Annotated in this window: 28 protein-coding genes and 1 tRNA gene; 24 read left to right on the top strand and 5 right to left on the bottom strand. The window is 47.0% G+C overall.

All coding sequences use genetic code 11. The features are described 5' to 3' along the window. The first annotated feature begins 18 nt into the window (after positions 1 to 18). The 7 genes from K5X84_RS07355 to K5X84_RS07325 all read left to right on the top strand — a co-directional run bounded on the left by K5X84_RS07355 (position 19) and on the right by K5X84_RS07325 (position 5,830). Entirely contained in the window at positions 19 to 534 is a 516-nt protein-coding gene (locus K5X84_RS07355) for an OmpH family outer membrane protein (RefSeq protein ID WP_224797305.1), read from the top strand. A 3-nt stretch (positions 535 to 537) separates the two neighbouring features. Then, positions 538 to 1,563, top strand: a complete 1,026-nt coding sequence (gene lpxD / locus K5X84_RS07350) for a UDP-3-O-(3-hydroxymyristoyl)glucosamine N-acyltransferase (RefSeq protein WP_222235458.1) — start codon at positions 538 to 540, stop codon at positions 1,561 to 1,563. Between the two features lie 14 nt (positions 1,564 to 1,577). Then, positions 1,578 to 2,033, top strand: coding sequence for a 3-hydroxyacyl-ACP dehydratase FabZ (fabZ, locus tag K5X84_RS07345; protein ID WP_054488152.1), 456 nt, complete (start codon positions 1,578 to 1,580; stop codon positions 2,031 to 2,033). After that, positions 2,034 to 2,801, top strand: coding sequence for an acyl-ACP--UDP-N-acetylglucosamine O-acyltransferase (lpxA, locus tag K5X84_RS07340; RefSeq protein ID WP_054488150.1), 768 nt, complete (start codon positions 2,034 to 2,036; stop codon positions 2,799 to 2,801). Continuing rightward, positions 2,801 to 3,940, top strand: a complete 1,140-nt coding sequence (gene lpxB, locus K5X84_RS07335) for a lipid-A-disaccharide synthase (protein ID WP_222235457.1) — start codon at positions 2,801 to 2,803, stop codon at positions 3,938 to 3,940. Before lpxA ends, lpxB begins: the two co-directional genes overlap by 1 nt. Positions 3,941 to 4,034: 94 nt before the next feature. Continuing rightward, entirely contained in the window at positions 4,035 to 4,997 is a 963-nt protein-coding gene (locus tag K5X84_RS07330) for a glutathione S-transferase family protein (RefSeq protein WP_222235456.1), read from the top strand. Next, the gene (locus K5X84_RS07325; protein WP_222235455.1) at positions 4,994 to 5,830 is read left to right on the top strand and encodes a pirin family protein; all 837 of its coding nucleotides are present in this window, start codon (positions 4,994 to 4,996) and stop codon (positions 5,828 to 5,830) included. Before K5X84_RS07330 ends, K5X84_RS07325 begins: the two co-directional genes overlap by 4 nt. Here the strand turns inward: K5X84_RS07325 and K5X84_RS07320 are convergent. After that, a complete protein-coding gene (locus K5X84_RS07320; RefSeq protein WP_199494204.1) occupies positions 5,827 to 7,470 on the bottom strand; it encodes a tetratricopeptide repeat-containing response regulator in 1,644 nt (547 codons plus the stop codon). The genes K5X84_RS07325 and K5X84_RS07320 overlap by 4 nt on opposite strands. Positions 7,471 to 7,555: 85 nt before the next feature. On the opposite strand from K5X84_RS07320, the gene K5X84_RS07315 reads away from it, so the two are divergent. Next, on the top strand, positions 7,556 to 8,524 hold the full coding sequence (locus tag K5X84_RS07315) for an NAD(P)H-quinone oxidoreductase (protein WP_222235454.1): 969 nt from the start codon (positions 7,556 to 7,558) through the stop codon (positions 8,522 to 8,524). 4 nt (positions 8,525 to 8,528) lie between these two features. Here the strand turns inward: K5X84_RS07315 and K5X84_RS07310 are convergent. Further along, positions 8,529 to 8,613 (bottom strand) — tRNA-Tyr (locus tag K5X84_RS07310). Positions 8,614 to 8,724: 111 nt separating this feature from the next. Here K5X84_RS07310 and K5X84_RS07305 point away from each other — a divergent pair. The 6 genes from K5X84_RS07305 (at position 8,725) to lysS (ending at position 15,367) form a co-directional block, all read left to right on the top strand. Further along, positions 8,725 to 9,195: a VC2046/SO_2500 family protein gene (locus tag K5X84_RS07305; protein ID WP_222235453.1), complete on the top strand. Its 471-nt coding sequence runs from the start codon at positions 8,725 to 8,727 to the stop codon at positions 9,193 to 9,195. Positions 9,196 to 9,276: 81 nt separating this feature from the next. Further along, complete coding sequence (gene xerD / locus K5X84_RS07300) at positions 9,277 to 10,179, top strand: site-specific tyrosine recombinase XerD (RefSeq protein WP_054488138.1); 903 nt, start codon at positions 9,277 to 9,279, stop codon at positions 10,177 to 10,179. A gap of 55 nt (positions 10,180 to 10,234) precedes the next feature. Beyond that, the gene (gene dsbC / locus K5X84_RS07295) at positions 10,235 to 10,966 is read left to right on the top strand and encodes a bifunctional protein-disulfide isomerase/oxidoreductase DsbC (protein ID WP_054488542.1); all 732 of its coding nucleotides are present in this window, start codon (positions 10,235 to 10,237) and stop codon (positions 10,964 to 10,966) included. A 3-nt stretch (positions 10,967 to 10,969) separates the two neighbouring features. Beyond that, positions 10,970 to 12,682 carry a single-stranded-DNA-specific exonuclease RecJ gene (gene recJ, locus K5X84_RS07290; protein WP_222235452.1) on the top strand — a complete coding sequence of 571 codons (1,713 nt, stop codon included), beginning with the start codon at positions 10,970 to 10,972 and terminating at the stop codon, positions 12,680 to 12,682. A gap of 38 nt (positions 12,683 to 12,720) precedes the next feature. Continuing rightward, a protein-coding gene (gene prfB, locus K5X84_RS07285) for a peptide chain release factor 2 (protein WP_143441131.1) occupies positions 12,721 to 13,819 on the top strand; the annotation gives its coding sequence in 2 pieces (ribosomal slippage) (positions 12,721 to 12,795 and positions 12,797 to 13,819; 1,098 coding nt in all). A 36-nt stretch (positions 13,820 to 13,855) separates the two neighbouring features. Next, entirely contained in the window at positions 13,856 to 15,367 is a 1,512-nt protein-coding gene (gene lysS / locus K5X84_RS07280) for a lysine--tRNA ligase (RefSeq protein WP_054488136.1), read from the top strand. Positions 15,368 to 15,454: 87 nt separating this feature from the next. Here the strand turns inward: lysS and K5X84_RS07275 are convergent, their stop codons facing one another. Together K5X84_RS07275 and ygfZ are read right to left on the bottom strand one after the other, a co-directional pair. Continuing rightward, positions 15,455 to 15,937: an FKBP-type peptidyl-prolyl cis-trans isomerase gene (locus K5X84_RS07275; RefSeq protein WP_199494195.1), complete on the bottom strand. Its 483-nt coding sequence runs from the start codon at positions 15,935 to 15,937 to the stop codon at positions 15,455 to 15,457. A gap of 4 nt (positions 15,938 to 15,941) precedes the next feature. After that, positions 15,942 to 16,835, bottom strand: coding sequence for a CAF17-like 4Fe-4S cluster assembly/insertion protein YgfZ (ygfZ, locus tag K5X84_RS07270; protein ID WP_222235451.1), 894 nt, complete (start codon positions 16,833 to 16,835; stop codon positions 15,942 to 15,944). An 80-nt stretch (positions 16,836 to 16,915) separates the two neighbouring features. On the opposite strand from ygfZ, the gene K5X84_RS07265 reads away from it, so the two are divergent. Together K5X84_RS07265 and K5X84_RS07260 are read left to right on the top strand one after the other, a co-directional pair. Continuing rightward, complete coding sequence (locus tag K5X84_RS07265; RefSeq protein ID WP_054488124.1) at positions 16,916 to 17,188, top strand: FAD assembly factor SdhE; 273 nt, start codon at positions 16,916 to 16,918, stop codon at positions 17,186 to 17,188. Next, a complete protein-coding gene (locus tag K5X84_RS07260) occupies positions 17,185 to 17,454 on the top strand; it encodes a hypothetical protein (protein ID WP_054488122.1) in 270 nt (89 codons plus the stop codon). Before K5X84_RS07265 ends, K5X84_RS07260 begins: the two co-directional genes overlap by 4 nt. Before the next feature lie 10 nt (positions 17,455 to 17,464). Here the strand turns inward: K5X84_RS07260 and nadB are convergent, their stop codons facing one another. After that, positions 17,465 to 19,078 carry an L-aspartate oxidase gene (gene nadB, locus K5X84_RS07255; protein ID WP_222235450.1) on the bottom strand — a complete coding sequence of 538 codons (1,614 nt, stop codon included), beginning with the start codon at positions 19,076 to 19,078 and terminating at the stop codon, positions 17,465 to 17,467. A gap of 145 nt (positions 19,079 to 19,223) precedes the next feature. Here nadB and rpoE point away from each other — a divergent pair, with 145 nt between their 5' ends. The 8 genes from rpoE to era all read left to right on the top strand — a co-directional run bounded on the left by rpoE (position 19,224) and on the right by era (position 26,253). Beyond that, positions 19,224 to 19,802: an RNA polymerase sigma factor RpoE gene (rpoE, locus tag K5X84_RS07250; RefSeq protein ID WP_054488120.1), complete on the top strand. Its 579-nt coding sequence runs from the start codon at positions 19,224 to 19,226 to the stop codon at positions 19,800 to 19,802. A 17-nt stretch (positions 19,803 to 19,819) separates the two neighbouring features. Then, positions 19,820 to 20,404: a sigma-E factor negative regulatory protein gene (locus tag K5X84_RS07245; protein WP_199494194.1), complete on the top strand. Its 585-nt coding sequence runs from the start codon at positions 19,820 to 19,822 to the stop codon at positions 20,402 to 20,404. Between the two features lie 4 nt (positions 20,405 to 20,408). After that, entirely contained in the window at positions 20,409 to 21,374 is a 966-nt protein-coding gene (locus K5X84_RS07240) for a MucB/RseB C-terminal domain-containing protein (RefSeq protein ID WP_054488118.1), read from the top strand. Then, a complete protein-coding gene (locus K5X84_RS07235; protein WP_054488117.1) occupies positions 21,374 to 21,823 on the top strand; it encodes a SoxR reducing system RseC family protein in 450 nt (149 codons plus the stop codon). The genes K5X84_RS07240 and K5X84_RS07235 overlap by 1 nt, the downstream gene beginning before the upstream one ends. A 94-nt stretch (positions 21,824 to 21,917) precedes the next feature. Beyond that, the gene (gene lepA / locus K5X84_RS07230) at positions 21,918 to 23,729 is read left to right on the top strand and encodes a translation elongation factor 4 (protein WP_054488116.1); all 1,812 of its coding nucleotides are present in this window, start codon (positions 21,918 to 21,920) and stop codon (positions 23,727 to 23,729) included. Between the two features lie 3 nt (positions 23,730 to 23,732). After that, positions 23,733 to 24,653: a signal peptidase I gene (lepB, locus tag K5X84_RS07225; protein WP_222235449.1), complete on the top strand. Its 921-nt coding sequence runs from the start codon at positions 23,733 to 23,735 to the stop codon at positions 24,651 to 24,653. After that, positions 24,650 to 25,339, top strand: a complete 690-nt coding sequence (gene rnc, locus K5X84_RS07220) for a ribonuclease III (protein WP_222235448.1) — start codon at positions 24,650 to 24,652, stop codon at positions 25,337 to 25,339. The genes lepB and rnc overlap by 4 nt, the downstream gene beginning before the upstream one ends. Continuing rightward, positions 25,336 to 26,253, top strand: coding sequence for a GTPase Era (era, locus tag K5X84_RS07215; RefSeq protein ID WP_054488110.1), 918 nt, complete (start codon positions 25,336 to 25,338; stop codon positions 26,251 to 26,253). Before rnc ends, era begins: the two co-directional genes overlap by 4 nt. The last annotated feature ends 2 nt before the right edge of the window (positions 26,254 to 26,255 follow it).

The following is a 26,255-nucleotide window of genomic DNA, read 5'->3' as shown; positions in this document are numbered from 1 at the left end:
ATTTGAAGGAGTTTTACCTTGAAAAAGTTAATTAAATCTACAGCTGCAGCTGTTGCTGTTTCAACAGCACTTTTTGCAGGCGCCGCGCAAGCACAGCAGAAAATTGGTGTGGTCGATATGATGGAAGTATTCCAGCAGTTACCACAGCGTGAGCAAATTTCAGAGCAGTTACAGAACGAGTTCCAGGATCGCTTTGAAGAAATGCGTCGTCTTGAGCAAAAGGTTCAGGAATTGCGTCAAAAGCAAGAACGTGATGCGTCAATTATGTCTGCGTCTGAAAAAACTCAGCTAGAGCGTGACCTGGAAGAGACTATCTCTCAGGCTCAGCTAAAAAGCAAAGCGCTTCAGGAAGACACCCGTCGTCGTCAAAACGAAGAGCGTAACAAGTTGCTTGGCAAGGTACAGGATGCAATTACTGCAGTAGCTGAAGACAAAGACTACGATATGGTTCTTGAAAGTAACGCTGTAACTTACATGAAAGCAGATAACGACTTGTCTGGTGCGGTTGTCGAGAAAATGACCTCAGGTAACTAATCTATGACTGAGTACACATTGCAGCAGTTGGCTGACCATGTGGGTGGGGAGGTGCGAGGAAATGCGCAGCTCCCCATTTTTCGCGTGGCGACCTTGCAGTCTGCTACTGGTGACGCTATAGCTTTTTTGGCAAATAGTCGTTACAAAAGTCAGCTAGAAACTACGTCTGCCGGGGCGGTTATTGTCTCCGAAAAAGACGACAGTGATGCCGTTAATAACGCAATTCGGGTATCCAACCCTTATGCTGCATTTGCCAAAATTGCACAGTTATTGGATACCACGCCTAAGCCTGCGAAGGGCGTGGCTGATTCCGCGAAAATTGCTGAATCTGCCAGTATTGGTGTTAACGTTAGTATTGGTGAATACGTCGTTATTGAAGACGGGGCCATCATTGGGGATAACACCAGTATTGGAGCTCACTGCTATATTGGAGCTGAAACACAGCTTGGTTCTGGCTGTACGCTCTGGTCGGGAGTAAAAGTTTATCACCGTTGTGTTATTGGTGATAACTGTCTATTTCATGCAGGTGCGGTTATTGGAGCTGATGGCTTTGGTTGGGCACCTGAAAATGGTAAATGGTTGAAAATTCCCCAACTGGGCCGTGTTGTTATTAAAGACAACGTTGAAATTGGGGCTAGTACTACGGTTGATCGTGGCGCACTCGATGACACCGTTATCTCATCGGGTTGTATCATTGATAATCAGTGCCAGATTGCTCACAACGTATTTATAGACGAAGACACTGCTATTGCCGGTTGTACCGTTTTAGCCGGTAGCTGTCATATCGGTAAACGCTGTATGATTGGTGGTGCCTCAGCCATTAATGGTCATATTAGCGTATGTGATGATGTGCAAATCATGGGATTTGCTATGGTAATAAAAGAGATCACTGAGCCGGGCGTTTATGCGTCAGGTATACCTGCCAGCGGACACCGTGAATGGCGGCGTAATGGTGCCAGGTTCCGCCAATTGGATGATCTCTTTAAGCGTGTAAAAGAACTGGAAAAACAAGCTGACAATAACAACTGAGTAAGGTGAAAGGTTTGAAAATTACGGAATCAGGGTTTGATATTCAAGGGGTATTAGATTTACTTCCCCATCGTTATCCGTTTTTATTAATAGACAGAGTTATCGAGACAAACTCGAAAGACTCTTTGCACGCGATAAAGAATGTCAGCTTTAATGAACCGATGTTTAATGGCCACTTCCCGGGCAAACCAATTTTCCCGGGAGTTTTGTTGCTGGAAGCAATAGCTCAGGCCTGTGGTTTACTCGGTTTTAAAATTACAGAGAGTAAAAAGAGCGCAAACGACTTATACCTATTCGCTGGTATTGATAACGCGCGTTTCAAGCGTCAGGTTATCCCGGGCGATACAGTAGACTTTTATGTCACCTTTGAAAAAGAACGCCGTGGTATCTGGAAGTTTACCGGGCGTGCCGAAGTTGATGGCGATGTCGCCTGTACTGCTGAAATTATCTGTGCAAGAAGAGAAGTTTAAGTGATTCACGAAACCGCAATTATTGACCCGAGCGCAGAGATTGGAGCCAATGTCAGCGTTGGCCCATGGACAGTCATTGGTCCAAATGTTGTTATTGGCGATAACTGCGACATTCGCTCGCACGTTGTTTTAAAAGGCCCTACGACCATTGGGAAAAACAACACTATTTATCAGTTTGCTTCTGTTGGCGAGGATTGTCAGGATAAAAAGTACGATGGTGAGCCAACTGAATTAGTGATTGGCGATAATAATGTATTTCGTGAATCCGTAACCATTCATCGTGGCACCGTGCAGGATGACTCGCTCACCAAGATCGGCGACAACAACTTATTTATGGCATATGTGCATGTGGCACATGACTGTGTAATAGGTAACGACAATATTTTTGCTAATCAGGTGACATTAGCCGGTCATGTTCATGTTGGAGACTGGGTTATCCTGGGAGGTATGACGGGAGTGCACCAGTTTTGCCATATTGGTTCACATTCGTTTGCTGCGGTGAATTCAATAGTGGTGCAGGATATTCCTCCATTTGTTATGGCGCAGGGCCATAATGCTAAGCCCAGAACAATCAATGCGGAAGGATTAAAGCGTCGGGGATATACTCCTGAGCAAATTCAGAATGTACGCCGGGCATACAAAATATTGTATCGCTCCAGTCTGACAGTAGAAGAAGCGCTGGAAGGTATTACTGCACTAAATGAACCGGCACTTGACGGCTTCACGGCTTTTGTAGAAAACAGTTCACGAGGCATTATTCGTCCGTAATGAGTAGCAAAAAGCCGCCGAAAATTGCCATTGTTGCCGGTGAGCACTCGGGTGATCTGTTAGGCGCCGGACTAATGCAGGCCATTTCAAAACGTCACCCCGGTGCATACTTTATTGGCGTCGGTGGACCATTAATGGCTGAGCAGGGAATGGACTCTTACTTTCCCATGGATGACTTAGCCGTTATGGGGATAGCCGAAGTCGTACAGCAACTTCCTAAGCTACTACGACACCGGAAAAAACTGGTGCAATATCTTATCGAAGAACAACCCGATGTAATGATAGGTATTGACGCTCCGGACTTTAACCTGACGGTTGAAACTCGCCTTAAAAATGCTGGTATAGCAACGATTCATTATGTCAGTCCATCGGTGTGGGCGTGGCGAGAAGGGCGTATTAAAGGCATTAAGAAGGCAGTAGATCATGTACTGTGCTTGCTGCCTTTTGAAAAGGACTTTTACGATAAGCACGGTCTCCCGGCGACTTTTGTCGGCCACCCTCTGGCCGATGACATCCCAATGCAATGGCAGCAGACTCCAGCGAGAAAGGAGTTAAAACTCGAACCTGAAAGCGAGTATTTGGCTATTCTGCCTGGTAGCAGAAAAGGTGAAATTGCCCGTATGGCGCCTGTATTTTTGCGAGTTGCCAAAAAAATAGCAGAGAAGTATCCGAACCTTCGTTTCGTGGCACCGATGATAAGCGACGCTCGTGCTGAGCAGTTTCAGGAACTCATTAAGCAATACAGTCCAGAATTGACCATTGCGCTTCCTGTAGGCGAAAGCCGTAAGGTTATGGCGGCATCAAATTACCTGCTACTGACATCGGGAACTGTGGCGCTTGAAGCATTACTTATTAAACGCCCTATGGTGGTGGCTTATCGGTTCCACTGGTTGTCTTATCAAATTATTAAACGTTTATTCCATGCGCCGTTCTTTTCATTGCCGAACCTTTTAGCGGGCAAAGAAATTGTGCCGGAACTCGCTCAGTCAGAGGCGTCTGAAGAAGGTATCGAGCAGGCCTTAGTTGAGTTAATCGAGCAGGACAACACCGTTTTGCTTGAACAGTTCAAAACTATCCATCAGCAGTTGAAAGTCTCAGCCAGCGAAAAAGCGGCTAATGTTGTAGACTCCTTTCTATAGTTCTATTTTTTAGAAATAAAACCTGAACACAATGCGCTAATAATTCCAAAAAATAGACCTTATTATAGAGGTATCTAAACAAGAGGAATTTATTATGGGTTTATTAGTGGATGGTCAGTGGCGCGATAAGTGGTATGACACAAAGAAACATGGTGGCCGCTTTGTGCGCAGCGAGTCACAGTTTCGAAATACAGTCGCTAAAGGTACAGAGTTTGAGCCCGAATCCGGCCGATATCATCTGTACGTTTCTTATGCCTGCCCCTGGGCTCACAGGGCATTAATTTTTCGGAAGCTAAAAGGTCTGGAAAGTCATATCGATGTCTCGGTAGTACATCCGTTGATGTTGGAGAATGGCTGGGAATTTTCTGAAGCTCCTCTTAACGAGCCTCTCTATGACGCTGACTTTCTTTATCAAATTTATCTGAAAGCCGATCCGGAATATACCGGGCGAGTTACGGTACCAGTGTTATGGGATAAGAAAACCCAGACCATAGTCAATAACGAGTCAGCGGAAATTATACGAATTTTCAATTCTGCTTTTGATGAACTGACCGGAAATACTCTGGACTTCTTTCCGGCGAATAAGCAAAAGCAGATAGAAGAAATCAACGAGTGGGTTTACAACGACATTAACAATGGTGTGTACCGCAGCGGCTTTGCGACCACACAAAAGGCTTACGAAGAGGCTTATCAGTCTTTATTTGCGGCACTGGATAAAGTCGAAGATATTCTCAGTCAGAGCCGTTACCTCGCCGGTGATGAACTGACAGAGGCGGACTGGCGGCTATTTACAACTTTGGTTCGTTTTGATGCGGTTTACTTCGGTCACTTTAAGACCAATAAGAAACGTATTGTCGATTATCATAATATGTGGAACTACTTGCTGGAGTTGTATCAACACCCGGGTGTGGAAGAAACGGTTGTGATGGATCATATAAAAACTCACTACTACGCCAGCCATACCACAATTAACCCGACTCAGGTGGTGCCTAAGGGCCCTGAAATCAATTTTCATCAAACACATAATCGGGGTCAAAATGGAGGTAAAAAATCATGAGCGCTATTTTGGCAAAACACCGGGGTATGCCTGCTCAGGACGGTGCTGGGGTTAAGCTTACCCGCATTATTAATCAGCCGGGTTTGAAACATCAGGATCCATTTTTAATGCTGGATGAATTTCGCTCGGATAATCCTGATGACTATATTGCAGGCTTTCCACCTCATCCGCATCGCGGATTTTGTACTTTGACTTATATGCTGGCCGGAACCATGGAGCACAAAGACTCGGTTGGCAATACGGGCGCAGTAGAGGCCGGTGGCGTACAATGGATGAAAGCAGCTAAAGGCATCATACACGCTGAAATGCCGAAGCAGGTTGAAGGTCTGATGTGGGGCTTTCAGCTATGGGTTAATTTGCCATCTGACGAAAAAATGAGTGAGCCTGATTGGCATGACTTTCCATCGGCGACTATTCCCGAAGTAAAAAGTGATGACGCTCTTGTCAGAGTTATTTCGGGCCAATATCAGCAGCAAGAAGGTCCGGTAAGAGCGCCCGGGCGTGATTTCTTAATGCTGGACGTACACTTAGGTAAAGAAGCTTTTAGTTTGCCTTCTCAGGGACAAAAACGTCGCCTGCTTTACGTTTATCAGGGGAGTTTAACGGTTAATGGAGAGCTCGCAAAGGAAGGTGAATTGCTCGTGCTTGATCCGGCGGACACGTTAACGTGCACTACTGACGAAGGTGCACGATTTATTCTTCTGGCGGCAAAACCCATCGAAGAGCCGATTGCTCAGTATGGGCCGTTTGTCATGAATAACTCAGGTGAGATTGAACAGGCGATAAAAGACTACCAGGCAGGGACTCTGGCAGCCAATCAAAAGCTAAGTTAGCGCAGTTCTAATGCTTCAGTCTGCCCCAGTAATCGCTCATAACGGTTACTGTGGCTGCTGGAAAGTTGCAGACCCTCTAATACTTTAAAGCACTGGTCACATTCTTTTTTCAATAACTTCCGTTCTGCGTTAGGCGTTTCTTCGATAAAGCGCACGGCCGCCTGGATAAAGTTAAGTGCAGCGCCACTGTTCATTGGAGCCACCTCCATCGCTTCACGGAACAGCTCCAGTGCGCGACTGTAATGACCTTCCTGATACGCTTCAGCACCTGCTTTGTGCACTTTAAAGAAGGCGTCCTGCTGCTTTTGAGCGGCGGCAAGTCTGGCTTGCAGGATTTTAGTGGTGTAACTGTCAAGTAACAGGTTGTCGTCTTTATAGGCGGCGAGCGCATTGGCTTTTTCGTACTCGCCGACATCCAGCAGAATCGCAATAACGTCTGGCAATAAATCTTTGTTGATAGGTTGGTTCGTTGCCAGATTTTCCCCGACAACTTCGTTTAAACGCTGTTGGGCTTCACGTAAACGACCGTTAAACGAATCAATTCGTGACAGTAAAATGGCTTCTAAATCTTCAAATGAAATATCGGCATGCAATAGATGCTCATCGTAACGGGCTCGCTGAAGCTCCATTGTAGCTTCGGTTTGGTACTTACTAATCTGCTGTGGCGTGTCGCTGTGTTCAGCTGCATCAAGAATACTGCGCAAGTAATTACATAAGTGCTGCGCATTACGAAAGACCGATTTGCGTGCTATTTGCAAAACGTTATTCATGGCTTGCTTGGCTATATCAAAGTCACCATTGTCGCGTGCTATGTGAGCCAGTTTGGTTTGTCGTTCAATAGAAAAGGGCGCCATGGTTATTGCATCGCGTGCGCTTTCCAGTGCCTCTTCAAGCTGTTGTTGTTGCAGGTAGCATTCGGTTTTTAAATCATGGGCCTCAATGGCATTGGGCATACGCTTAATAATATGGTTAAGAATATTAAGCGCTTCTTCTGGTGAGTTTTGCAGCAGTCTGGTCTCCGCCAGCTTTAGAAACACCCAGCTATGGGAGTTTTCTTCCAGCAGATCTTTAATGGCTATTTCGGCTTTATCCAGTTGCCCGGTTTTATTGTACAGCTCAATTTGCAGTTTTCGGCAATAATTGCTGTAACGGCTGTTTGACTGAATGTGTTTCTGGCAAGCGCTAATGCAGGCCTCATAATCGTGTTTAGTCAGAGCTTTAAATACATCTTTTAACCACATGCGACGCTTGTAGGCACGCATTAAACGAGAGCGCAAAACACGATGGGAAAAAGGCTTCATTAAATAGTCGTCTGGTTGCAGCTCCAGCGCGCTTAAAACCATTGGACGGGTATTGTCGCCGGTAATAATGAAGAACAGGGTGTGTTCTTTCATTAAACCGCGAACCTGAAGCTCTTCCAGTACCTGTCGGCCATTTCGGCCACGGCCGAGGTTATAGTCTACCAACAGAATATCGTGCGGGTTTTTGATGTAGGCAGCAATGCCCGCTTCACCCGTTGTCTTGATTTGGACGTCTTTTGCCCCCAAGTTTAACAGCAGGCCTTTGAGCATAACCTGAAAGGGCTTCTGGTCATCAATCAATAACACACGTTTATCATTGAGCTCTAAGGTTTTGTCCATTAGTGTCAAACAGTATCCTGATAGTATTCAATACCGACAGCATACTGGCTAATTTCAATAATGTTAAGCGGCAACGGAGGCTGATGTGAAAGCAATTCAGATTTCAGAGCAAAAAGTGATATGGAAAGACGGTATTAATTTAAGCGAGCCGCGTGCAGATGAGGTTCAGTTGCGTGTTTTAAGCGCCGGGGTTAACCGCGCCGATCTAATGCAAATAGCAGGGAAGTATCCGCCGCCTAACGGCGTATCCGATATTCCCGGGTTAGAAGTCTGTGGCGTTATAGAGCAGGTTGGCAGCCAGGTTTCCGACTGGAAGACAGGGCAACGTGTTAGTGCCTTACTAGCCGGAGGCGGTTTTGCAGAGCGGGTCAACGTTTCGGCAAAACAACTGCTGGAAGTGCCGGATGACTGGAGTCATGAAACCGCAGCTGGCTGGCTTGAGACTTTTGCTACTGCTTATCTCAATGTTTTCCAGTTAGCCGGGCTAAAACAGGGAGAGCGGGTATTGGCGCATGCCGGTGCCAGTGGGGTCGGAACTTCGCTAATACAGTTGTGCCGTGAAAGCGGTAATGACGTTATTGCGGTCGTAGGCAGCGATGAAAAATCACGATTTTGTCTGAACCTCGGTGCGAAGCATGTTATTAACCGATATCAGCAAGATATTGTTGAAGAAGTTAAGGCGCTGGGAGAAGTCGATGTCATCCTCAATCCGGTTGCCGGCGAATCTATCGCAAAAGACCAGCAGTATTTAAAGCAAGACGGTCGTATTATTTTGATTGGCTTAATGGGCGGTCGTACGGGAGAAGTTGATTTCGGGCGAATGCTAATGAAGCGTCAGAAGCTTATGGGCTCGACGTTGCGGGCGCTGTCTTCAGTACAAAAAGGTCATATTTTAAACGGTTTATGGCATGACTTTAGCGATAAGTTTAAAACCGGCAAAATAAAACCGATTATCGATCAGGTTTTTACGGCTGATGATATTCAAAAAGCGCTGGACTATGTTGCGGCGAATAAGACGCAGGGAAAGGTAATACTGAAGTTGGCCGAGCAGTAGTAAATGGTGGAGGGGGCAGGATTCGAACCTGCGAAGGCTGAGCCGTCAGATTTACAGTCTGATCCCTTTGGCCACTCGGGAACCCCTCCACTCAAGTGGCGCGTATAATAACAGTCTTAGCTTAGCTGTAAAGAGAAAACTTAAACTTTTAGGACTTTGGCCGATACAGAACTATCGGTAATTGATAATCCAGAGTCTTAATGAGTCAAGTTTCTGCTGTTCAGAACAATGCCGCTCATTTTTTTGAGCAACACGCGAGCGAAGCCGTTAACCACGGTTTCTCCGGTGAGTTCGCTTATTGGGTCTCGGCACTCGGCGCTGACCCGGTTGTCTCTGAACGCCCAACTGAGGTGAATTGGCAGCGCTCTATCGGTGCAGGCAGGGCAAGACCTTTAGATGTTCAGCCAGGTGCTGTGATGGCCTCAGGCGTTTATGCAACCGTAAGCCAGCTGTCGGACTTTAAATTACAGGACGCGACTCATCCTCAACCCCTCATTCCGGATGCAACGCCGGATCGTTTGCCTTTAGAGCTGATTCAGAACCTGGACTGGAAAGTACGGCAGCGACTTGAGAAGAAAAAGCAACCTCAGGCTGATGACAAAAACGACTACCGACACAAAGGGCCCGCCGGTCTTTACGATGTGCTGCAAAAACTGGGAATTACCCACTAAGCTTTTTATTGGTGTTAAAGAGTTCCCGACAACCTCTCTATATTGCATAATGCTGTTACCATTTCGCAAATTCGATAAAACATGAAGCAACTGCGCCCAGAGGACGAAGATCGTATTGACGCCTTTACTGAGCATTTGTGGCTGCATCATGGTTCCAGCGAAAACACTCAGGCGGCTTACCGTAGCGACTTACGACGTTTTTGTGAGTACCTTATACCCTCGAAAAAATCGCTGATGGACACCGATGAATTAGTACTTCAGGACTACTTGCTTTGGCGCAGAACTCAAGGGCTCTCGCCAAGAAGCACATCGAGATTTTTAAGTTCGGCAAAAAAGTTTTTCCAATTTGCGGTAAAACAGCAATGGGTAGCGGTTGATCCAACTGCGCGCCTGAAGCGTCCTAAATTGCCACAGAGCATTCCTCACTCATTAAGCGAAGCTGACGTTGAGTCGTTATTGCAGCAGCCTGATACAGAAACTCCCATTGGCCTGCGTGACAGAACCATGCTGGAAGTGCTTTACGCTACGGGGTTAAGGGTAACGGAGCTTATTCGTCTGCAGTATGACCAACTGAGCCGCCAGCAAGGCTTGGTAAGGGTTGTTGGGAAGGGAAACAAAGAGCGTTTGGTGCCTTTGGGGGAAGAAGCATTGGAATGGCTGGATACATACTTAAAACATGGCCGTCCGGCGATAACGGATAAAAGCAGTCCCTGGATATTCGTGACACAAAGAGGTTCGTTACTAACGCGTCAGGCATTTTGGTACCGTTTGCGGCATTACGCAGAGGAAGCCGGAATTTATGCTCATTTGTCGCCCCATACGTTACGGCATGCGTTTGCCACGCATTTGTTGAACCATGGCGCCGATTTGCGCGTATTACAGCTGCTTTTGGGGCATAGCGACTTGTCGACCACTCAAATTTACACCCAGGTTGCACGCGAGCGTCTGCAGGCCTTGCATGCTCAGCATCACCCACGCGGTTAATTGCATTTTAGCCGTTAAAAGGGTAGGGTTCGGACAGTTAATTTACGAGGTTATTATGCGCAATTTGATGTTTGTATTAGGGTTTGCGGGGCTGGCAAGTGTCGGCTTTAGTACCAGCGCTGTTGGTGCTGTACAAAATGAAGTTGATGCCCGCCATTTGAATAAAATTGGTATTGAGGTGTTGTCGACCGCGCCGGGTGAAATAGACGGTTATGTCCGTGCTGTTACTAATCAGGGCATGTTTTATGTTTCTGACGATGGTACGCGCTTAATCAGTGGAAATGTTTTCGATATTACCGGTAAGGAGCCTGTTAATTTAAGCGAAGCCGCAATGGCCAATGTGCGCTTAAAAATGCTGGAAGGTTTCACTGATGACATGATTGTTTATCCGGCAGAGAACGAAAAATATGAAGTTACCATTTTCACCGATACAACCTGTGGCTATTGTCAGCGTTTGCATCAAAACATGAGCAGTTATCATGCTGAAGGAATTACCATTAAATACTTAGCCTTCCCTCGTGGTGGTATGAGTAGCAAAGGTGCGCGTCAGTTGCAGACCGTCTGGTGTGCTGATGATAAAAAAGCAGCCATTGCCGCCTTTAAAGATGAAGAAAGTTTTAGCGGCAGCTCTAACTGTTCAAATCCGGTTGCTGAGCATTATCAACTGGGTAAATCCTTTGGCGTAACCGGTACACCAGCTATTATCCTGCCGGACGGACGTATGGTGCCTGGCGCATTACCGGCCTCAAGATTAGTGGCTGAAATCAAAAAAGGTGAGTCGCAGTAATTCATGAGTGACTATGAAATACGTCGTTATCAGGTTGTTGACGATGGTTTTCTGCCGCAGCAAATGCCTCCTTTGTTGCGGCAAATTTATGCACGGCGCGGAGTTCGCAGTGCGGACGAATTGTCTCTTAAAGCTTCAGGGCTTCTTCATTTCTCTTCGCTGAAAGATATTGCTAAAGCTGTTGAACTGCTTCGAACTGCATTAAAAAAGCAGCGACGCGTATGCATCTGTGGTGACTTTGACGCTGATGGAGCGACCAGCTCGGCGCTGATGGTTTCCGCTTTGCAGGCTTTTGGCTTAGAAAAGGTTGGTTACCGTGTTCCGAACCGAATGACAGACGGCTATGGGCTTTCTGTTGCTATGGTAAAACAACTGACCGCAGACAACGTCGATCTTATTATTACTGTTGATAACGGCATTGCGGCACACGACGCCATCTCTCTTGCGCGGGATAACGGCATACAAGTTTTGGTAACCGATCATCATTTACCTCCGGCGGAGCTTCCTCTTGCTGACGCCATTGTTAACCCAAACCAGCAGGGCTGCGAGTTCCCAAGTAAGAATTTAGCCGGGGTTGGTGTTGCATTTTACGTGTTGCTGGCGTTGCGCGCAGCGTTAAGAGAAGAAGGCATAGAACCTTTACCGAATCTGGCAGACTGGCTTGATCTTGTGGCTTTAGGCACTGTCGCCGATGTCGTACCGCTGGATTATAACAATCGCGTATTAGTGCAACAGGGTATAGCCCGTATTCGTAAAGGTATGAGCCGCCCCGGAATTAAAGCATTGCTGGAAGTTGCCAACCGTGACGCGAGTCAGTTGGCAGCCAGTGATTTGGGGTTCGCCCTGGGTCCGCGTATTAACGCTGCAGGCCGGTTAGACGACATTGGGCTCGGAATCGAATGTTTATTAGCGGGTGAGTCCCGGGCAAAGCAGTTAGCGCAGCAACTTAACGATTTAAACCAACAGCGTAAGTCTATTGAAACGGAAATGCGTGAGCATGCCGAAAGTGCAGTCGCGAAATTACGTTTTGACCAGGGGCAGGTACCGGATTTAGTTACCCTTTATCAGCCAGACTGGCATGCTGGTGTTATTGGTATTGTTGCGGGCCGGGTAAAAGAACAGGTGAACCGTCCGGTTATTGCATTGGCGAATGACGATGACAACTTACTAAAAGGCTCGGCGCGTTCGGTCAGTGGCTTGCATATGCGTGACTTATTGGAGCGTATTCATAGTCTGGAGCCTGGCATTATGGAACGTTTTGGCGGACACGCTATGGCAGCGGGGTTAACGCTAAAAAAAGTGAACCTAACGCGGTTTTCCGAACTGGCTGAACAAGTCGCATCCGAATGGTTATCGGAAGAACAAAAGCAGCGGGTATTCTGGTCAGATGGTGAGTTGACTGTACCGCAGTTGTCACTCGACAGTGTGAATACTCTGCAAAATGCAGGTCCATGGGGGCAGCAGTTTCCTGAGCCCATGTTTGACGGGCAGTTCGAGCTGGTTGATCAACGCATTGTTGGCGAACGCCATCTAAAATTGGTGGTGCGTCATCCTCAGGGGGAGTTGTTAGACGGCATCGCTTTTAACGTTGATACACAACAATGGCCAGCGCGGCAGGCTACGGTTGTTGAACTTTTATACAAGCCGCAACTTAATCACTTCCGCGGACGCACAAACGTCCAGTTGTTGGTGGAGCAAATCCGCGCAATACGTTAAACTACGCCCCTTTAAAATAAACAGAATTAGGTAGTCGCATGTTTGAGACCAACGCAACCTACAATAACATTAAAGATATGCGTGAGCGTAGCAATGCGCTTAGGGGGTATCTTTGACTACGATGCTAAGTTAGAGCGTCTGGAAGAAGTTACCCGTGAAATGGAACAGCCCGATGTCTGGGATGATCCACCAAAAGCGCAGGCGTTAGGTAAAGAACGTGCCGCATTAGAGCAAGTAGTAGAAACTCTGGATAAACTTCAGCAAGGTCTGGATGATGTAGAAGGCCTCGTCGATTTAGCTGTAGAGGCTGATGATGAAGATACCTTTAACGAAGCTCAGGAAGAATTATCAGGCTTAGAAAAACAGCTTGAAAACTTAGAGTTTCGCCGGATGTTCTCAAAAGACAATGACTCTGCCGACTGTTATCTGGATATTCAGTCAGGCTCTGGCGGAACCGAGGCTCAGGATTGGGCCAATATGTTACTGCGCATGTATTTGCGTTGGGCTGAAGCGCATGACTTTAAAGCGGAAATTACTGAGCTGTCAGAAGGGGATGTTGCCGGACTAAAATCGGCTACGGTGCGTGTAGCCGGAGAGTACGCTTATGGCTGGCTAAGAACCGAAACTGGTGTTCATCGCCTGGTTCGTAAGTCACCTTTTGACTCAGGTAATCGTCGGCATACATCTTTTGCATCGGTATTCGTTTACCCGGAAGTTGACGACGATATAGACATTGAAATTGATCCGTCAGATTTACGAGTTGATACCTATCGTGCTTCTGGCGCAGGTGGTCAGCACGTTAACCGGACTGATTCCGCCGTTCGCTTAACACACGAACCGACAGGCATTGTTGTACAATGCCAAAGTGACCGTTCGCAGCATAAGAACCGTGACTCAGCAATGAAGCAGCTAAAGGCAAAATTGTATGAGTTTGAGTTACAGAAGCAGAACGAAGAGAAGCAGGCATTGGAAGACTCGAAAGCAGACATTGGCTGGGGCAGTCAAATTCGTTCATATGTTTTAGATGATGCACGTATAAAAGACTTACGTACCGGCGTTGAAAACCGCAATACGCAAGCCGTGCTAGACGGCGCTTTAGACCCATTTATTGAAGCCAGCTTAAAAAGCGGGCTGTAAGTTTAATTTAAGTATCCCGACAGAGGAAAATCGATAATGACTGATAAATCGCAAGCACCCGAAGTAGACGTAAACGAACAGATCGCGCAACGAAAGGCGAAACTGTCGGCGCTTCGCGATAAGGGTATCGCATTCCCGAACGATTTCCGTCGGGACTCGTTAGCGGCCGACTTACATGCAGAATACGATGAAGTGAGCAAAGAAGAGCTGGCTGAAAAGGGCATTCGAGTCAAAGTTGCCGGGCGTATGATGACCCGCCGTATTATGGGTAAAGCGAGCTTTGCCACCATTCAGGATATGAGCGGGAAAATTCAGCTTTATGTTGCCCGCGACAATCTGCCTGAAGGTTACTACAACACTGAATTTAAAAAGTGGGACTTAGGCGACATTATTGGCGCGTCAGGTACGTTGTTCATTACCGGTACCGGAGAGCTGAGTGTTCAGGTAGACGACATACGCTTGCTGACTAAGGCATTACGCCCATTGCCAGACAAGTTTCATGGCTTAGCCGATCAGGAAACACGTTACCGCCAACGTTACTTAGACCTTATTACTAATGACGAGTCACGCAGCACTTTCGTGGTTCGTTCTAAAGTTATTGATTACATTCGTCGCTTTTTAAGTGAACGTCAGTTTCTGGAAGTGGAAACGCCTATGATGCAGGCAATTCCTGGCGGTGCGGCAGCGCGTCCATTCAGTACGCATCACAATGCGCTGGATATGGAACTGTTTTTACGTATTGCGCCGGAACTTTACTTGAAGCGTCTGGTGGTGGGTGGTTTTGAAAAAGTTTTTGAAATTAACCGCAACTTCCGAAACGAAGGTTTATCGACGCGTCATAACCCAGAGTTCACAATGTTGGAGTTCTACTGGGGCTATGCCGATTATCACGACCTGATGGACTTAACCGAGCAAATGTTACGCGGAGCGGCGGAAGCCGTGCTGGGTTCCGCTCAGTTTACCAGCCAGGGTGTTGATTACGACTTCGGTAAGCCATTTGAGCGTATGACGGTACTGGAAGCTATTCTCAAATATATGCCGGAAGTGAAGGTCGAGCAGCTGAACGATCTGAACAGCGCGACAGAAATTGCTGAGCAGGTAGGTGTTAACGTTAAGCCTTCCTGGGGCCTGGGTAAAATTCAAATTGAGATATTTGAGACGGTTGCAGAACACCGCTTAATTCAGCCGACCTTTATTACCGCATACCCGGCAGAAGTATCACCGCTTGCTCGTCGTAACGATGACAATCCATTTGTCACGGACCGCTTTGAGTTTTTTGCCGGTGGACGTGAACTAGCGAATGGTTTCTCTGAGTTGAATGACGCAGAAGACCAGGCTGAGCGCTTCCGTGAACAGGTTGAACAGAAAGAAGCGGGCGATGACGAAGCGATGTTCTACGATGAAGACTATGTTACGGCTCTTGAGCACGGCATGCCCCCAACAGCGGGCGAGGGTATTGGTATTGACCGTCTGGTGATGTTGTTAACTGATTCAGCCTCTATTCGTGACGTACTTTTATTCCCGCACATGCGCCCAAAAGCCGACTAATTTAACCGGCTGAAAAGTGAATCTAATGCGCATAAAAAAACCCGGCTAATTAGCCGGGTTTCTTTTATCGAAATCAAAAAGCTGTGCTTAGTGATCTTCGCCTTCAGTATGCACGTGACCGTGCTCAAGTTCTTGCTCAGTCGCATCACGAACTTCAAGCACTTCTACGTCAAAGTTCAGGTTAACACCTGCTAATGGGTGGTTACCGTCAACAGTCACTTCGTCGTCTTTTACTTCAACGATAACGACAGACTGCTCGCCTTGATCCGTGCTGGCGCGGAACTGCATGCCAGGCTGAACTTCGTTGTCGCCGAACAGGTTGCGCGGTACAGTCTGGATTAAGCCGTCATGACGTTCGCCATAAGCTTCTTCTGGCTTAACTTCTGCGGTGAAGCTATCGCCAACAGTTTTGCCTTCCAGTGCATTTTCCAGACCAGGAATCAGCATGCCACGACCGTGGATGAAGTTCAGTGGGCTGCCATCTTTAGACTGGTCCAGTGTCTGGCCATCTTCCGTTTTAACGGCATAGTTAATAGCCACGACTTTGTTTGGTGCAATGGTTTCGCTCATAAGTTTAACCTAATTGATAAGGCAGTGAGTGTATTTCCAGAAGACTTGCGTCGTCATCCCGAACCCGAATAGCTGTGTCAGCGTCTATATCGCTGGGTAAAACAGCTAGTAAGTCCACGTGGGTGTCGGTGCGGTTCACTGCCATAATGACCGTACCTGCACGACGCCAGTTATCGCCAATGGCTTTCTCTAATTGCACACCCGGTGTAACTTGAGCCGTTACTTTACCGGATAAGCGAAAGAGTGCCCGTTTCTGTTTGCCCAAATACTTCATTCGGGCAATAGTCTCCTGGCCGATATAACATCCTTTGTCAAAACTGATTCCATCCCACGCCTGCAAATTCATCATTTGCGGGACAAACGCCTGGCTGTTTTCAGACGTAAGTTGTGGGCGAACCCGTTCAATTTCCAACGCATCCCAGTAGGGTTGCGAATAATCCGTAGAAATTGGTTGTTGGCTGAGTAACAGATATTGGTCGGGACTTGTCCCAACCTGTATTACCCGGCCATCAAATTCTGATGCAACGCTGGCTGCTTTATTGCCAAAAACACCTGCAATGTTCCAGTCGTCACTGACATCTTCAGCTGTAATTTTACTAAACACACCGTATTTCTTTAATTGTGCCAAAGAGCCTTCAATTGCACTGCGATGCATAATCAGCAATACGGCATCGGCTTCACGACAAAGCCAAAAAACGCTAAAGGCTTTTCCGGTTTGATCACAATGTGCGCCATATAACCAATTATTCTGGTCGAGTTTGCGTAAATCACATGTCAGCTGACCCTGTAAAAAACTGTCAGCATCTGCACCGGAAACAGAAAGGATACCATAATCCGTCAGTTGAACGGAAAGGCTGTCCAGATTTGCGTCACTAAAATGCTGTGTTAACTCAACCACAATGACTCCTTATTAAATGGCTTACGTGGTAATATTAGGGCACATTATCGAATTACAAGGGCAATTGCTGCGGAGATTTTATGTTGCCGTTAAAACAATCGGAAGAAGCACTTAAAGACAAGCGTCGTTTACGTTGGGCCTGCCGCCGGGGAATGCTGGAGCTGGATGTATTATTTGAACCTTTTGTCGATCAGGCTTATGACGAATTGAGCGAAGAGCAGAAAGCGGTATTTCGTCGTCTGGTTACCTGCGATGACCCGGATCTTTTTGCCTGGTTTATGGGACACCAGAAGTGTGAAGATGAAGAGCTCGACGCCATGGTTCAGTTTATGCTGTCACGCGTCAAAGTGTGAATCCTGCTCATTTCTTTAATTTACAGCGGCCAATGGGGACACTGTCTGTTTCTTCATGTGGCCGTTATTGGTGGTGGCAACAGCAGCGCTGGCAGTTTTTTAGTAAAGCGCTGGTTATTGCTGGCTTGTTGGTGCTTTTACCTCTCACCCGTAGAACTGAAACGAATAAAGAAGTACGCCACTGGCTATGGATTTGGTGGTTTCAGCTGCCGCAGGCGCAGCAATTTAAATTGCGACGCCAACTGCAGCAGTTGTCTGATTATTAACACTCAAGAGCTAAGCCTGGGTGATTAACTTAGGAGAGAGTACGGTTGGCTTTGTTTCAGGCAAAGTTTCAGGATAATCGAGTGTATAGTGCAAGCCTCGGCTTTCTTTGCGACTCATAGCACTTCTTACGATTAACTCAGATACCTGAACCAAATTCCGTAATTCAAGCAGGTTATTACTCACCTTAAAGTGAGAATAGTATTCGTGAATTTCGCGCTGCAACAACTCAATGCGATGTAACGCACGCTCCAGCCGCTTGGTAGTGCGGACAATGCCGACGTAATCCCACATAAAGAGTCGTAACTCGTGCCAGTTATGCTGAATAATAACTTCCTCGTCGGAGTCTGCTACCTGACTTTCATCCCAGCCTGGCAGGTGAGTTAAGGCTTGTCGCTGTGACTGTTTCGACAAAATATCTTTAGCCGCGGCACGAGCAAAGACCAAGCACTCCAGTAACGAATTACTGGCCATGCGGTTTGCGCCGTGCAGGCCAGTACAGGCAACTTCACCAACTGCATAGAGATTCGGTAAATCGGTGGCAGCATTCAGGTCTGTCTTTACACCACCACAAGTGTAATGTGCAGCGGGCACCACAGGCATGGGTTCTTTACTGATGTCTATCCCAAGCGACAGGCATTTCTCCATAATAGTGGGGAAATGATGCTGGATAAACTCTTTAGGTTTATGAGAAATATCCAGGTACATACAGTCGGCACCCAGGCGCTTCATTTCGTAGTCTATAGCCCGGGCAACGACGTCGCGTGGCGCTAACTCTGCTGACTCGTGAAAATCAGGCATAAACCGGCTGCTATCCGGACGCTTAAGTAATGCGCCTTCACCACGCAAGGCTTCGGTGAGTAAAAAGCTTTGTGCGTTGGGGTGGAACAAGCAGGTTGGGTGGAATTGGTTAAACTCCATATTAGCAACGGCGCAACCTGCTCGCCATGCCATGGCTATACCATCACCGCTGGCAATATCCGGGTTACTGGTATATTGGTACACTTTACTGGCTCCGCCTGTTGCCAGAACAACACAGCCAGCAGCGACTGTTTCAACCTGTTCTTTAGGGCGACTCCAGATGTAAGCGCCGTAACAGCCGGCAGGTTTCCCAATGCGTGAACCGGTAATTAAATCAACGGCATTGTAACGTTCTAAAATGGTGATATTCGGGTGCTCTAAAGCCTTCTTCTGCAAGGTGGTTTGTACGGCCTTGCCGGTGGCGTCAGCAGCGTGCAGAATTCGGCGGTGACTATGCCCACCTTCCCGGTTTAAATGGTAGGTAGGGCTGTCATCCTTCGACTGCACCTGATCGAAGCCCACTCCTGCATCAATAAGCCATTGCAGACTTGCGCGGGCATTTTCTGTGGTAAACTTAACCGCTTCGGGGTCACAGAGACCTGCGCCGGCAATTAAGGTATCTTCGATATGGCTTTCGATACTGTCATTTTCATCGAAAACAGCTGCGATGCCGCCTTGAGCATAAAACGTTGAGCCCTCAGTCAGCGGGCCTTTACTTAGGACGGTGACTTTTAAATCATCAGCCAACTGTAAAGCGGTGGTTAAACCCGCGGCTCCCGAACCAATAATCAGCACATCGCATTGATAATTTGCAACAGGTTCCATAAAGTACTCAATGTGAATTTTGAACGATTTTACGCATTTGGCGATATTTTTGCGAACTTTTTACATGCGGTCCTGTCACAGTCAGTAAGATACAGGACGGGCCGCCAGTTCCAGCAGTTCCTGGGTTAAGGGAGAACAGGCTCGGATGAGCGAACAGGTGAGTGACCAACAGCTGGTCGAAAGAGTACAACAAGGTGATAACCGGGCTTTTGATCTGCTGGTAAAGAAGTATCAGCACAAAGTCATGAGTTTGATATCGCGTTATGTCAAACAACAGGGTGATGTAGCTGATGTTGCACAGGAAGCGTTTATAAAAGCGTATCGAGCGCTACCGAACTTCCGTGGTGACAGTGCTTTTTATACCTGGTTGTACCGAATTGCGGTGAATACAGCGAAAAACCATTTGGTTTCGCAAGGTAGAAAGCCGCCCGCATCCGATATTGATGCTGAAGACGCAGAGTTCTATGAAGGAGCTGGAGCACTCAGAGACAGTGCATCTCCGGAAAGACAAATGTTGTCTGATGAAATCAGAGATGTGGTACTTAAAACAATTGATGATTTGCCTGAAGATTTACGTCGGGCAATTACATTAAGGGAAATTGAGGGTCTCGGTTACGAGGAAATTGCGCTAGAAATGGATTGCCCTATCGGGACTGTCCGCTCTCGCATCTTTCGCGCTCGGGAAGCAATAGATAATCAACTCCGACCGTTGCTGGAACGGTAAACTAAAGAGGGGCAGTTATGTCTCGGAATGAATCAGAATCAACATCCGCGCTGTTTGATGACCAGGTCATCAATGCTGATGCAATAGAAGCGCTACTGGATGATGAACAGGCAACGCAGGAATGGCATCGTTATAGTGTTATTCGTGCAGCCATTAAAGGGGATTTAAACGCCGATATCAGCTTGGACATTAGTGAACAGGTTCGTATTAGTGTTAATGAGGAATCTAATAAAGTTGTGACACCAGGTTTTGGTCGCTCTAAGAGCCAAAATAAAGCTGCGTCACGCTGGTTCCAGCCTTTCGCTAAAGTGGCTGTCGCGGCCAGTGTTGCTGTTGTTGCGGTAATGACTGTACAAACTTACCAGCAGCCGGCAACGCCTGAAGGGGGGAGTGCGGAACCTGCGTTACTAACCAGCCCAATTGGAGGTGGTCGTGAGCCTGTCAGCCTGAATCGGGTTGAACCAATGTCACAAATTAACGATCAGCAACGCCGTCGCCAGGTTCAGTCGTACATGATTGATCACCAGCAACAACTTATGTTGCAGCAAAAAGCAGAAAGCGAAGAGAAACAATCTGAGCAGGAGCTCAACAAAGGTAATTAAAATCATGATATCTCGGTTGTACCGGTCCATTTTATGCGGGGCTTTTTTATTAGCAGGAAGCTCTGTTGTCAGTGCACAGCAAAATAGCGAACAAACAGAGAACGGTGCTGACTGGTTCAACCGTATGGCGGTCGCCTTAACAGAACTGAATTTTGAAGCTTCTTTAGTTCACGCGCATGGCGATCAAATCGAGCCCTACCAATGGTTACAGGGCAACGATCCTGACGCAGGAAGTGCCGAACTTTTAATTCAAATGAACGGCCCTGATTTTCGTATTTTAAGAGTCGATGATCGGGTTGCTCACTTCAATACCTCTGCCAGTAATTACGCATTGAAATCTGATAGCATCACTGCAATTCTTCCAGCGGCCTTTGCTGAACCTTTTGAACGCTTAAGTCATAGCTACCAGGTAACAGTTGGTGGAGGCGCGAGGGTTTTGGGGCGCAATGCGCAACATATTCGCATATTAAGCAGAGACAGCCAGCGTTACAGCTATTCGTTATGGATTGATCGTAAGCATGGTATGCCGCTCAAGGTCATTATGTTGAATCAGTCAGGCGATGTGGTAGAGCAGGTACAACTGACGAGCTTATCTGTTCGTGAAACTGCGCCCGAAATAATGACCGAAATTAAAAATATTGAAATGCCTCCCATGCTTGAGGACCTTCGAGTTAAAAGGCCAACACAGTATGATGCGCACCCCCGCTGGGCACCACAAGGTTTTAGATTATTAAGTCAGCAAAGTCATACCCTGGTGTTAGATTCAACGCCAGTCGACCATTACTTGTTTTCAGATGGTCTGGCAGAGTATTCAGTTTATGTTGCAGAACTTACTGAGGGCATGGAAACCGATCTTGCGCTATCTTCCTCACAAACTTTATTCTCAAAGCGGTATAATAATTTTCTTGTGACCGTTGTGGGGCAGGTGCCGTTGGCCATGGCTCAACGTATAGCGACAGAAGTTAAATAATGAAAGAGATTGCCGAAGTTACCGCGGTTGAAGGCAACCGGGTTACAGTAACAACTGAACTTAAAACAGCCTGCTCTGGGTGTGCACAGGTTTCTAACTGTGGTGCCGGTATTCTGAGCAAGGTCTTTGCTGACAGAAATGCACAGTTCACGGTAGTAACGGAACAAGCTTTTCGTCCTGGCGAACTTGTGCAACTTGAAGTACCTGATACCGCTGTAACGCGTTTTGCTTTATTACTTTATGGCTTACCTATACTGATGCTGCTTCTAATAGCCGTATTACTTGAGAATACAGGCACCTTAACTGAAGGCTTTATTATTTTGCTGTCTTTTGCGGGCTTCGCTTTAACCTTTTGGGGGTTAAAACGCTGGTTTCGCAAACGTGATATTCAAGTCAACGCGATGGTTAAACTGGAAGCTTCAGCTGAGGTTCAGCACTCAAACCCCTGAACTGGCATAAAGTCCTTTGTTCTTGCCGCTAACATGAGTATGATCGGGGCTAATTTTTTAAGTTCCAGAATTTAGTTTTACAGAGGTATCATCAATGCCGAATAGGGCGTTCAAGCAAAGTAATATTCGTAACTTCTCGATCATCGCTCACATTGACCACGGTAAATCGACCTTGTCGGATCGCTTGATCCAGCATTGTGGAGGACTGACAGACCGCGAAATGGCCGAGCAAGTGCTGGACTCCATGGACTTGGAGCGCGAACGCGGTATTACGATAAAAGCGCAAAGTGTAACGCTCTATTACACAGCAAAAGACGGTGAGACCTATCAGCTAAACTTTATCGACACGCCCGGACACGTTGACTTTTCTTATGAAGTATCACGTTCATTAGCTGGCTGTGAAGGTGCCTTGCTGGTTGTTGATGCTGCTCAGGGTGTAGAAGCCCAGACGTTGGCAAACTGTTACACCGCAATTGAAATGGACCTGGAAGTAGTACCGGTACTGAACAAAATTGACCTGCCACAAGCCGATGCCATGGGTGTTGCTCAGGAAATTGAAGACATTGTGGGCATTGAAGCGGTTGATGCAGTTCAGTGTTCGGCTAAAACTGGTTTAGGTATTGACGACGTGCTTGAGCGCATTGTCCGGCAAATACCGCCGCCCAAGGGCGAACCAGAAGAGCCATTACAGGCCCTGATCATCGATTCCTGGTTTGATAACTATCAGGGCGTGGTCTCTTTAGTTCGAGTGCGTAATGGTACTTTACGTGCTGGTGAGAAGATGACTGTGATGTCTACCGGACAGTCTCATCAAATAGATAAAGTTGGTTATTTCGACCCTAAACCGCACGAAACCGGTATTTTGCATACCGGTGAGGTGGGCTATGTAATTTCTGGCATTAAGGATATTTTAGGTGCTCCGGTTGGGGATACGCTGACCAACACGCGTAATCCGGCGAAAGAACCGGTTCCGGGCTTTAAAAAAGTAAAACCTCAGGTTTATGCGGGTATGTTCCCGATAAGCTCGGACGACTACGAGTCGTTTCGTGATGCCTTAGGGAAACTGTCGTTAAATGACGCCTCGCTTTTCTATGAACCAGAAAACTCAGCAGCGCTTGGCTTTGGTTTCCGTTGTGGCTTCCTTGGTATGTTGCACATGGAAATTATCCAGGAGCGACTTGAACGTGAGTACGATATTGACTTAATCACCACTGCGCCGACCGTGGTTTACGAAGTTGAAAAAACTGACGGTAGCATGGTGAAAGTTGATAACCCGGTTAACTTGCCGCCGGTTAACGATATCGAAACCATTTATGAACCGATTGTAGAAGCTAATATTTTGGTTCCTCAAGAATTTTTGGGGAATGTCATCACTCTTTGTGTTGATAAGCGTGGTGTGCAAACTGCCATGGCTTATCATGGTAAACAAGTCTCGGTAACTTACGAACTGCCTATGGCTGAAGTGGTTATGGACTTCTTTGACCGATTAAAGTCGACCAGCCGTGGCTACGCATCGTTAGATTATCAGTTCAAGAAATTTGAACCTGCGGACATGGTTCGTGTCGATATATTGATTAATGGCGACCGCGTCGATGCTTTAGCAATGATCACTCACCGTGATCATGCGGAAGGGCGAGGCCGGTTGCTGGTTGATAAAATGCGTGAGTTAATTCCACGGCAAATGTTTGATATCGCGATTCAGGCGACCATTGGCAACCATGTTATTGCACGTTCAACGGTCAAGCAGCTGCGTAAAAACGTAACAGCTAAATGTTATGGCGGTGACATTAGTCGTAAGAAGAAGCTTTTACAAAAACAAAAAGAAGGTAAAAAGCGCATGAAGAACCTGGGTAACGTTGAAGTGCCTCAGGAAGCCTTCCTTGCGGTTTTAAAAGTGGGCAAATAGGAAATGGCCAATTATTTTTCAATTATTTTAACCTTTATTACTGTTATCTCCGGATTGTTCTGGCTCTACGATGCCAGAGTATTAAAGCCAAAGCGCAAAGCGGTTATTGCTGAGGTTGAGAACAAAACAACCAGTGCTTTAACCGATGAACAAAGAGAGAGCCTTGCACCTCAGCCTAAATTAATGGAACTGAGTGAGTCCATTTTTCCTGTTATTGCTTTGGTGTTAGTGGTTCGTACTGTGCTGTATGAGCCATTCCAGATACCTTCCGGCTCAATGATGCCAACTTTGCTGAAAGGTGACTTTATTCTGGTAGAGAAGTTCTCTTACGGTATTAAAGACCCTGTTTTTCAGGAAACCTTAGTTGAGACAACTGAGCCTGAGCGCGGCGACATCGCTGTGTTTAAGTATCCGGAAAACCCAAATATTGATTATATAAAACGTATCGTGGGCTTGCCCGGTGATCGCATTATATACCGTAATAAAACGCTTTATATTCAACCGGCGTGTGCTGAAGGTCAACGCGACTGTGAAGAAATGAAAGTCGTTAAATCGTCATTAAAAGAAGACGGAACCTACTTTTCCGGTTCGTCACCGCTACGGACATACAGCGAAGACTTAGGTAACGTAACTCACGACATTCTCGTAGACCCGCGTGTTGCGTCACGTATGGCAATGTACTTTAATCAGCCGGGCACCCAAAGAGATGAATGGGTGATACCGGAAGGCCAATACTTTGCAATGGGTGATAACCGCGATAACTCTCGTGACAGCCGCTACTGGGGATTTGTTGATGAGGAATTACTGGTCGGTAGAGCCGTATTTATCTGGATGAGTTTTGAAATGGATCGCAGTCGCGATAGTTGGTTGCCGTCATGGGTTCCTACCGGAGTTCGATTTGAAAGGCTAGGGAGTATTGAGTGAGTTTGCCCAGACCACCGTTCACGGAACTGGAAAAAATTGTTGGTCATCGTTTTGAACAGCAGGATTTGCTGCGGCAGGCAATGACCCACCGTAGTGCGTCATCGAATCATAACGAACGTTTAGAGTTTTTAGGTGACTCCATTTTGGGGCTGGTTATAGCCGAGGCTCTATACCAGCAGTTTCCTAATGTCGCCGAAGGTGATTTAAGCCGTATGCGCGCAGCCATAGTCTGTGGGCGCTCGTTGGCTAAGCTTGGTAAGAAGATGGGCTTGGGTGACTTTTTGTCTCTGGGGCAAGGCGAGCTGAAAAGCGGCGGGTATCGTCGTGAATCTATATTGGCTGACGCAGTAGAGGCAATTATAGGCGCCATCTATCTCGATAGTGAAATAGACACTGTCCGCCAAGTGATACTGAACTGGTTTCAACCACAACTGGAACAAATTAAGCCAGGCGTCAGTCAGAAAGACCCTAAAACCCGATTGCAAGAATTACTGCAATCACGCCAACAGCCTTTACCCGAGTACGACGTTGTTGCTACGCAGGGTCAGGCTCACAACCAACAATTTACCGTAAACTGTTCTGTAGAAGGTATCGATGACCCTTTTAAAGGCACAGGTACCAGCCGCCGTAAAGCCGAACAGGCAGCAGCAACGGCCGCTTTAGGACATTTGCAGGAGAGCGCATGACGCTGGATATTGAACTGGATGAGAATAAACACAGTGGCTTTGTTGCCATCGTAGGTCGTCCTAACGTAGGTAAGTCGACACTGATTAACCATTTGCTTGGACAAAAAATCAGTATTACCTCCAATAAACCTCAAACGACCCGACACCGTATTCTGGGCGTTGATACTGATGGCGACTGCCAGGCTATTTATGTGGATACGCCGGGTATGCATAAAGAAGAACCCCGTGCGATTAACCGTGTGATGAACCAAACCGCTTCGTCTGCTCTAAAAGACGTCGACTTAGTGCTCTTTGTTGTTGAAAACTTAAAGTGGTTGGAAGATGACAAAATGGTGCTGGAGAAAATTCAGCGCAGCAAAACGCCTGTTGTACTATTGGTCAATAAGGTTGATCAGCTTAAAGACAAAGAACGATTATTACCGCATTTGCAGTGGTTGAATGAACAGCATTCATTTGCTGCTATTTTGCCAATATCGGCGACTCACGGCGATAATATCGACGAGTTGCGCAAAATTGTCCGCAGTCATTTGCAACCGGGGTATCACTATTATCCGGAAGACTATGTTACCGATCGTTCAGTACGCTTTATGGCGGCAGAAATTATTCGCGAGAAACTGATGCGTTTTACCGGCGACGAGCTGCCATACGAAACCACGGTAGAAATTGAGCAGTTCGGCCATTCTGATAAGGGAACTACCCATATTCATGCGTTAATACTGGTAGAGCGCGACGCGCAGAAGCGTATGATTATTGGGCAGGGCGGCAGTAAGTTAAAAACGATAGGCACTGAAGCTCGTCGTGACCTGGAAAAACTGCTGGATAATAAGGTGATGATGAAGCTTTGGGTAAAAGTGAAATCGGGCTGGTCAGACGACGAGCGTGCATTGAAGAGTCTGGGTTACCGCGAGGACTAAAC

Source organism: Idiomarina abyssalis (genome assembly GCF_019797805.1).
Lineage (GTDB): Bacteria > Pseudomonadota > Gammaproteobacteria > Enterobacterales > Alteromonadaceae > Idiomarina > Idiomarina abyssalis.
Note: the sequence above shows the minus strand (reverse complement) of the source record. Positions and strands in the feature narration are given on the sequence as shown.

Excerpts from the sequence above, each read along its gene's own strand:
- lpxD (WP_222235458.1), top strand. The coding sequence starts at position 538 with ATGACTGAGTACACATTGCAGCAGTTGGCTGACCATGTGGGTGGGGAG.
- lpxB (WP_222235457.1), top strand. The coding sequence starts at position 2,801 with ATGAGTAGCAAAAAGCCGCCGAAAATTGCCATTGTTGCCGGTGAGCAC.
- K5X84_RS07330 (WP_222235456.1), top strand. The coding sequence starts at position 4,035 with ATGGGTTTATTAGTGGATGGTCAGTGGCGCGATAAGTGGTATGACACA.
- K5X84_RS07325 (WP_222235455.1), top strand. The coding sequence starts at position 4,994 with ATGAGCGCTATTTTGGCAAAACACCGGGGTATGCCTGCTCAGGACGGT.
- K5X84_RS07320 (WP_199494204.1), bottom strand. The coding sequence starts at position 7,470 with ATGGACAAAACCTTAGAGCTCAATGATAAACGTGTGTTATTGATTGAT.
- K5X84_RS07305 (WP_222235453.1), top strand. The coding sequence starts at position 8,725 with ATGAGTCAAGTTTCTGCTGTTCAGAACAATGCCGCTCATTTTTTTGAG.
- xerD (WP_054488138.1), top strand. The coding sequence starts at position 9,277 with ATGAAGCAACTGCGCCCAGAGGACGAAGATCGTATTGACGCCTTTACT.
- dsbC (WP_054488542.1), top strand. The coding sequence starts at position 10,235 with ATGCGCAATTTGATGTTTGTATTAGGGTTTGCGGGGCTGGCAAGTGTC.
- recJ (WP_222235452.1), top strand. The coding sequence starts at position 10,970 with ATGAGTGACTATGAAATACGTCGTTATCAGGTTGTTGACGATGGTTTT.
- lysS (WP_054488136.1), top strand. The coding sequence starts at position 13,856 with ATGACTGATAAATCGCAAGCACCCGAAGTAGACGTAAACGAACAGATC.
- K5X84_RS07275 (WP_199494195.1), bottom strand. The coding sequence starts at position 15,937 with ATGAGCGAAACCATTGCACCAAACAAAGTCGTGGCTATTAACTATGCC.
- K5X84_RS07265 (WP_054488124.1), top strand. The coding sequence starts at position 16,916 with ATGTTGCCGTTAAAACAATCGGAAGAAGCACTTAAAGACAAGCGTCGT.
- nadB (WP_222235450.1), bottom strand. The coding sequence starts at position 19,078 with ATGGAACCTGTTGCAAATTATCAATGCGATGTGCTGATTATTGGTTCG.
- rpoE (WP_054488120.1), top strand. The coding sequence starts at position 19,224 with ATGAGCGAACAGGTGAGTGACCAACAGCTGGTCGAAAGAGTACAACAA.
- K5X84_RS07245 (WP_199494194.1), top strand. The coding sequence starts at position 19,820 with ATGTCTCGGAATGAATCAGAATCAACATCCGCGCTGTTTGATGACCAG.
- K5X84_RS07240 (WP_054488118.1), top strand. The coding sequence starts at position 20,409 with ATGATATCTCGGTTGTACCGGTCCATTTTATGCGGGGCTTTTTTATTA.
- K5X84_RS07235 (WP_054488117.1), top strand. The coding sequence starts at position 21,374 with ATGAAAGAGATTGCCGAAGTTACCGCGGTTGAAGGCAACCGGGTTACA.
- lepA (WP_054488116.1), top strand. The coding sequence starts at position 21,918 with ATGCCGAATAGGGCGTTCAAGCAAAGTAATATTCGTAACTTCTCGATC.
- lepB (WP_222235449.1), top strand. The coding sequence starts at position 23,733 with ATGGCCAATTATTTTTCAATTATTTTAACCTTTATTACTGTTATCTCC.
- era (WP_054488110.1), top strand. The coding sequence starts at position 25,336 with ATGACGCTGGATATTGAACTGGATGAGAATAAACACAGTGGCTTTGTT.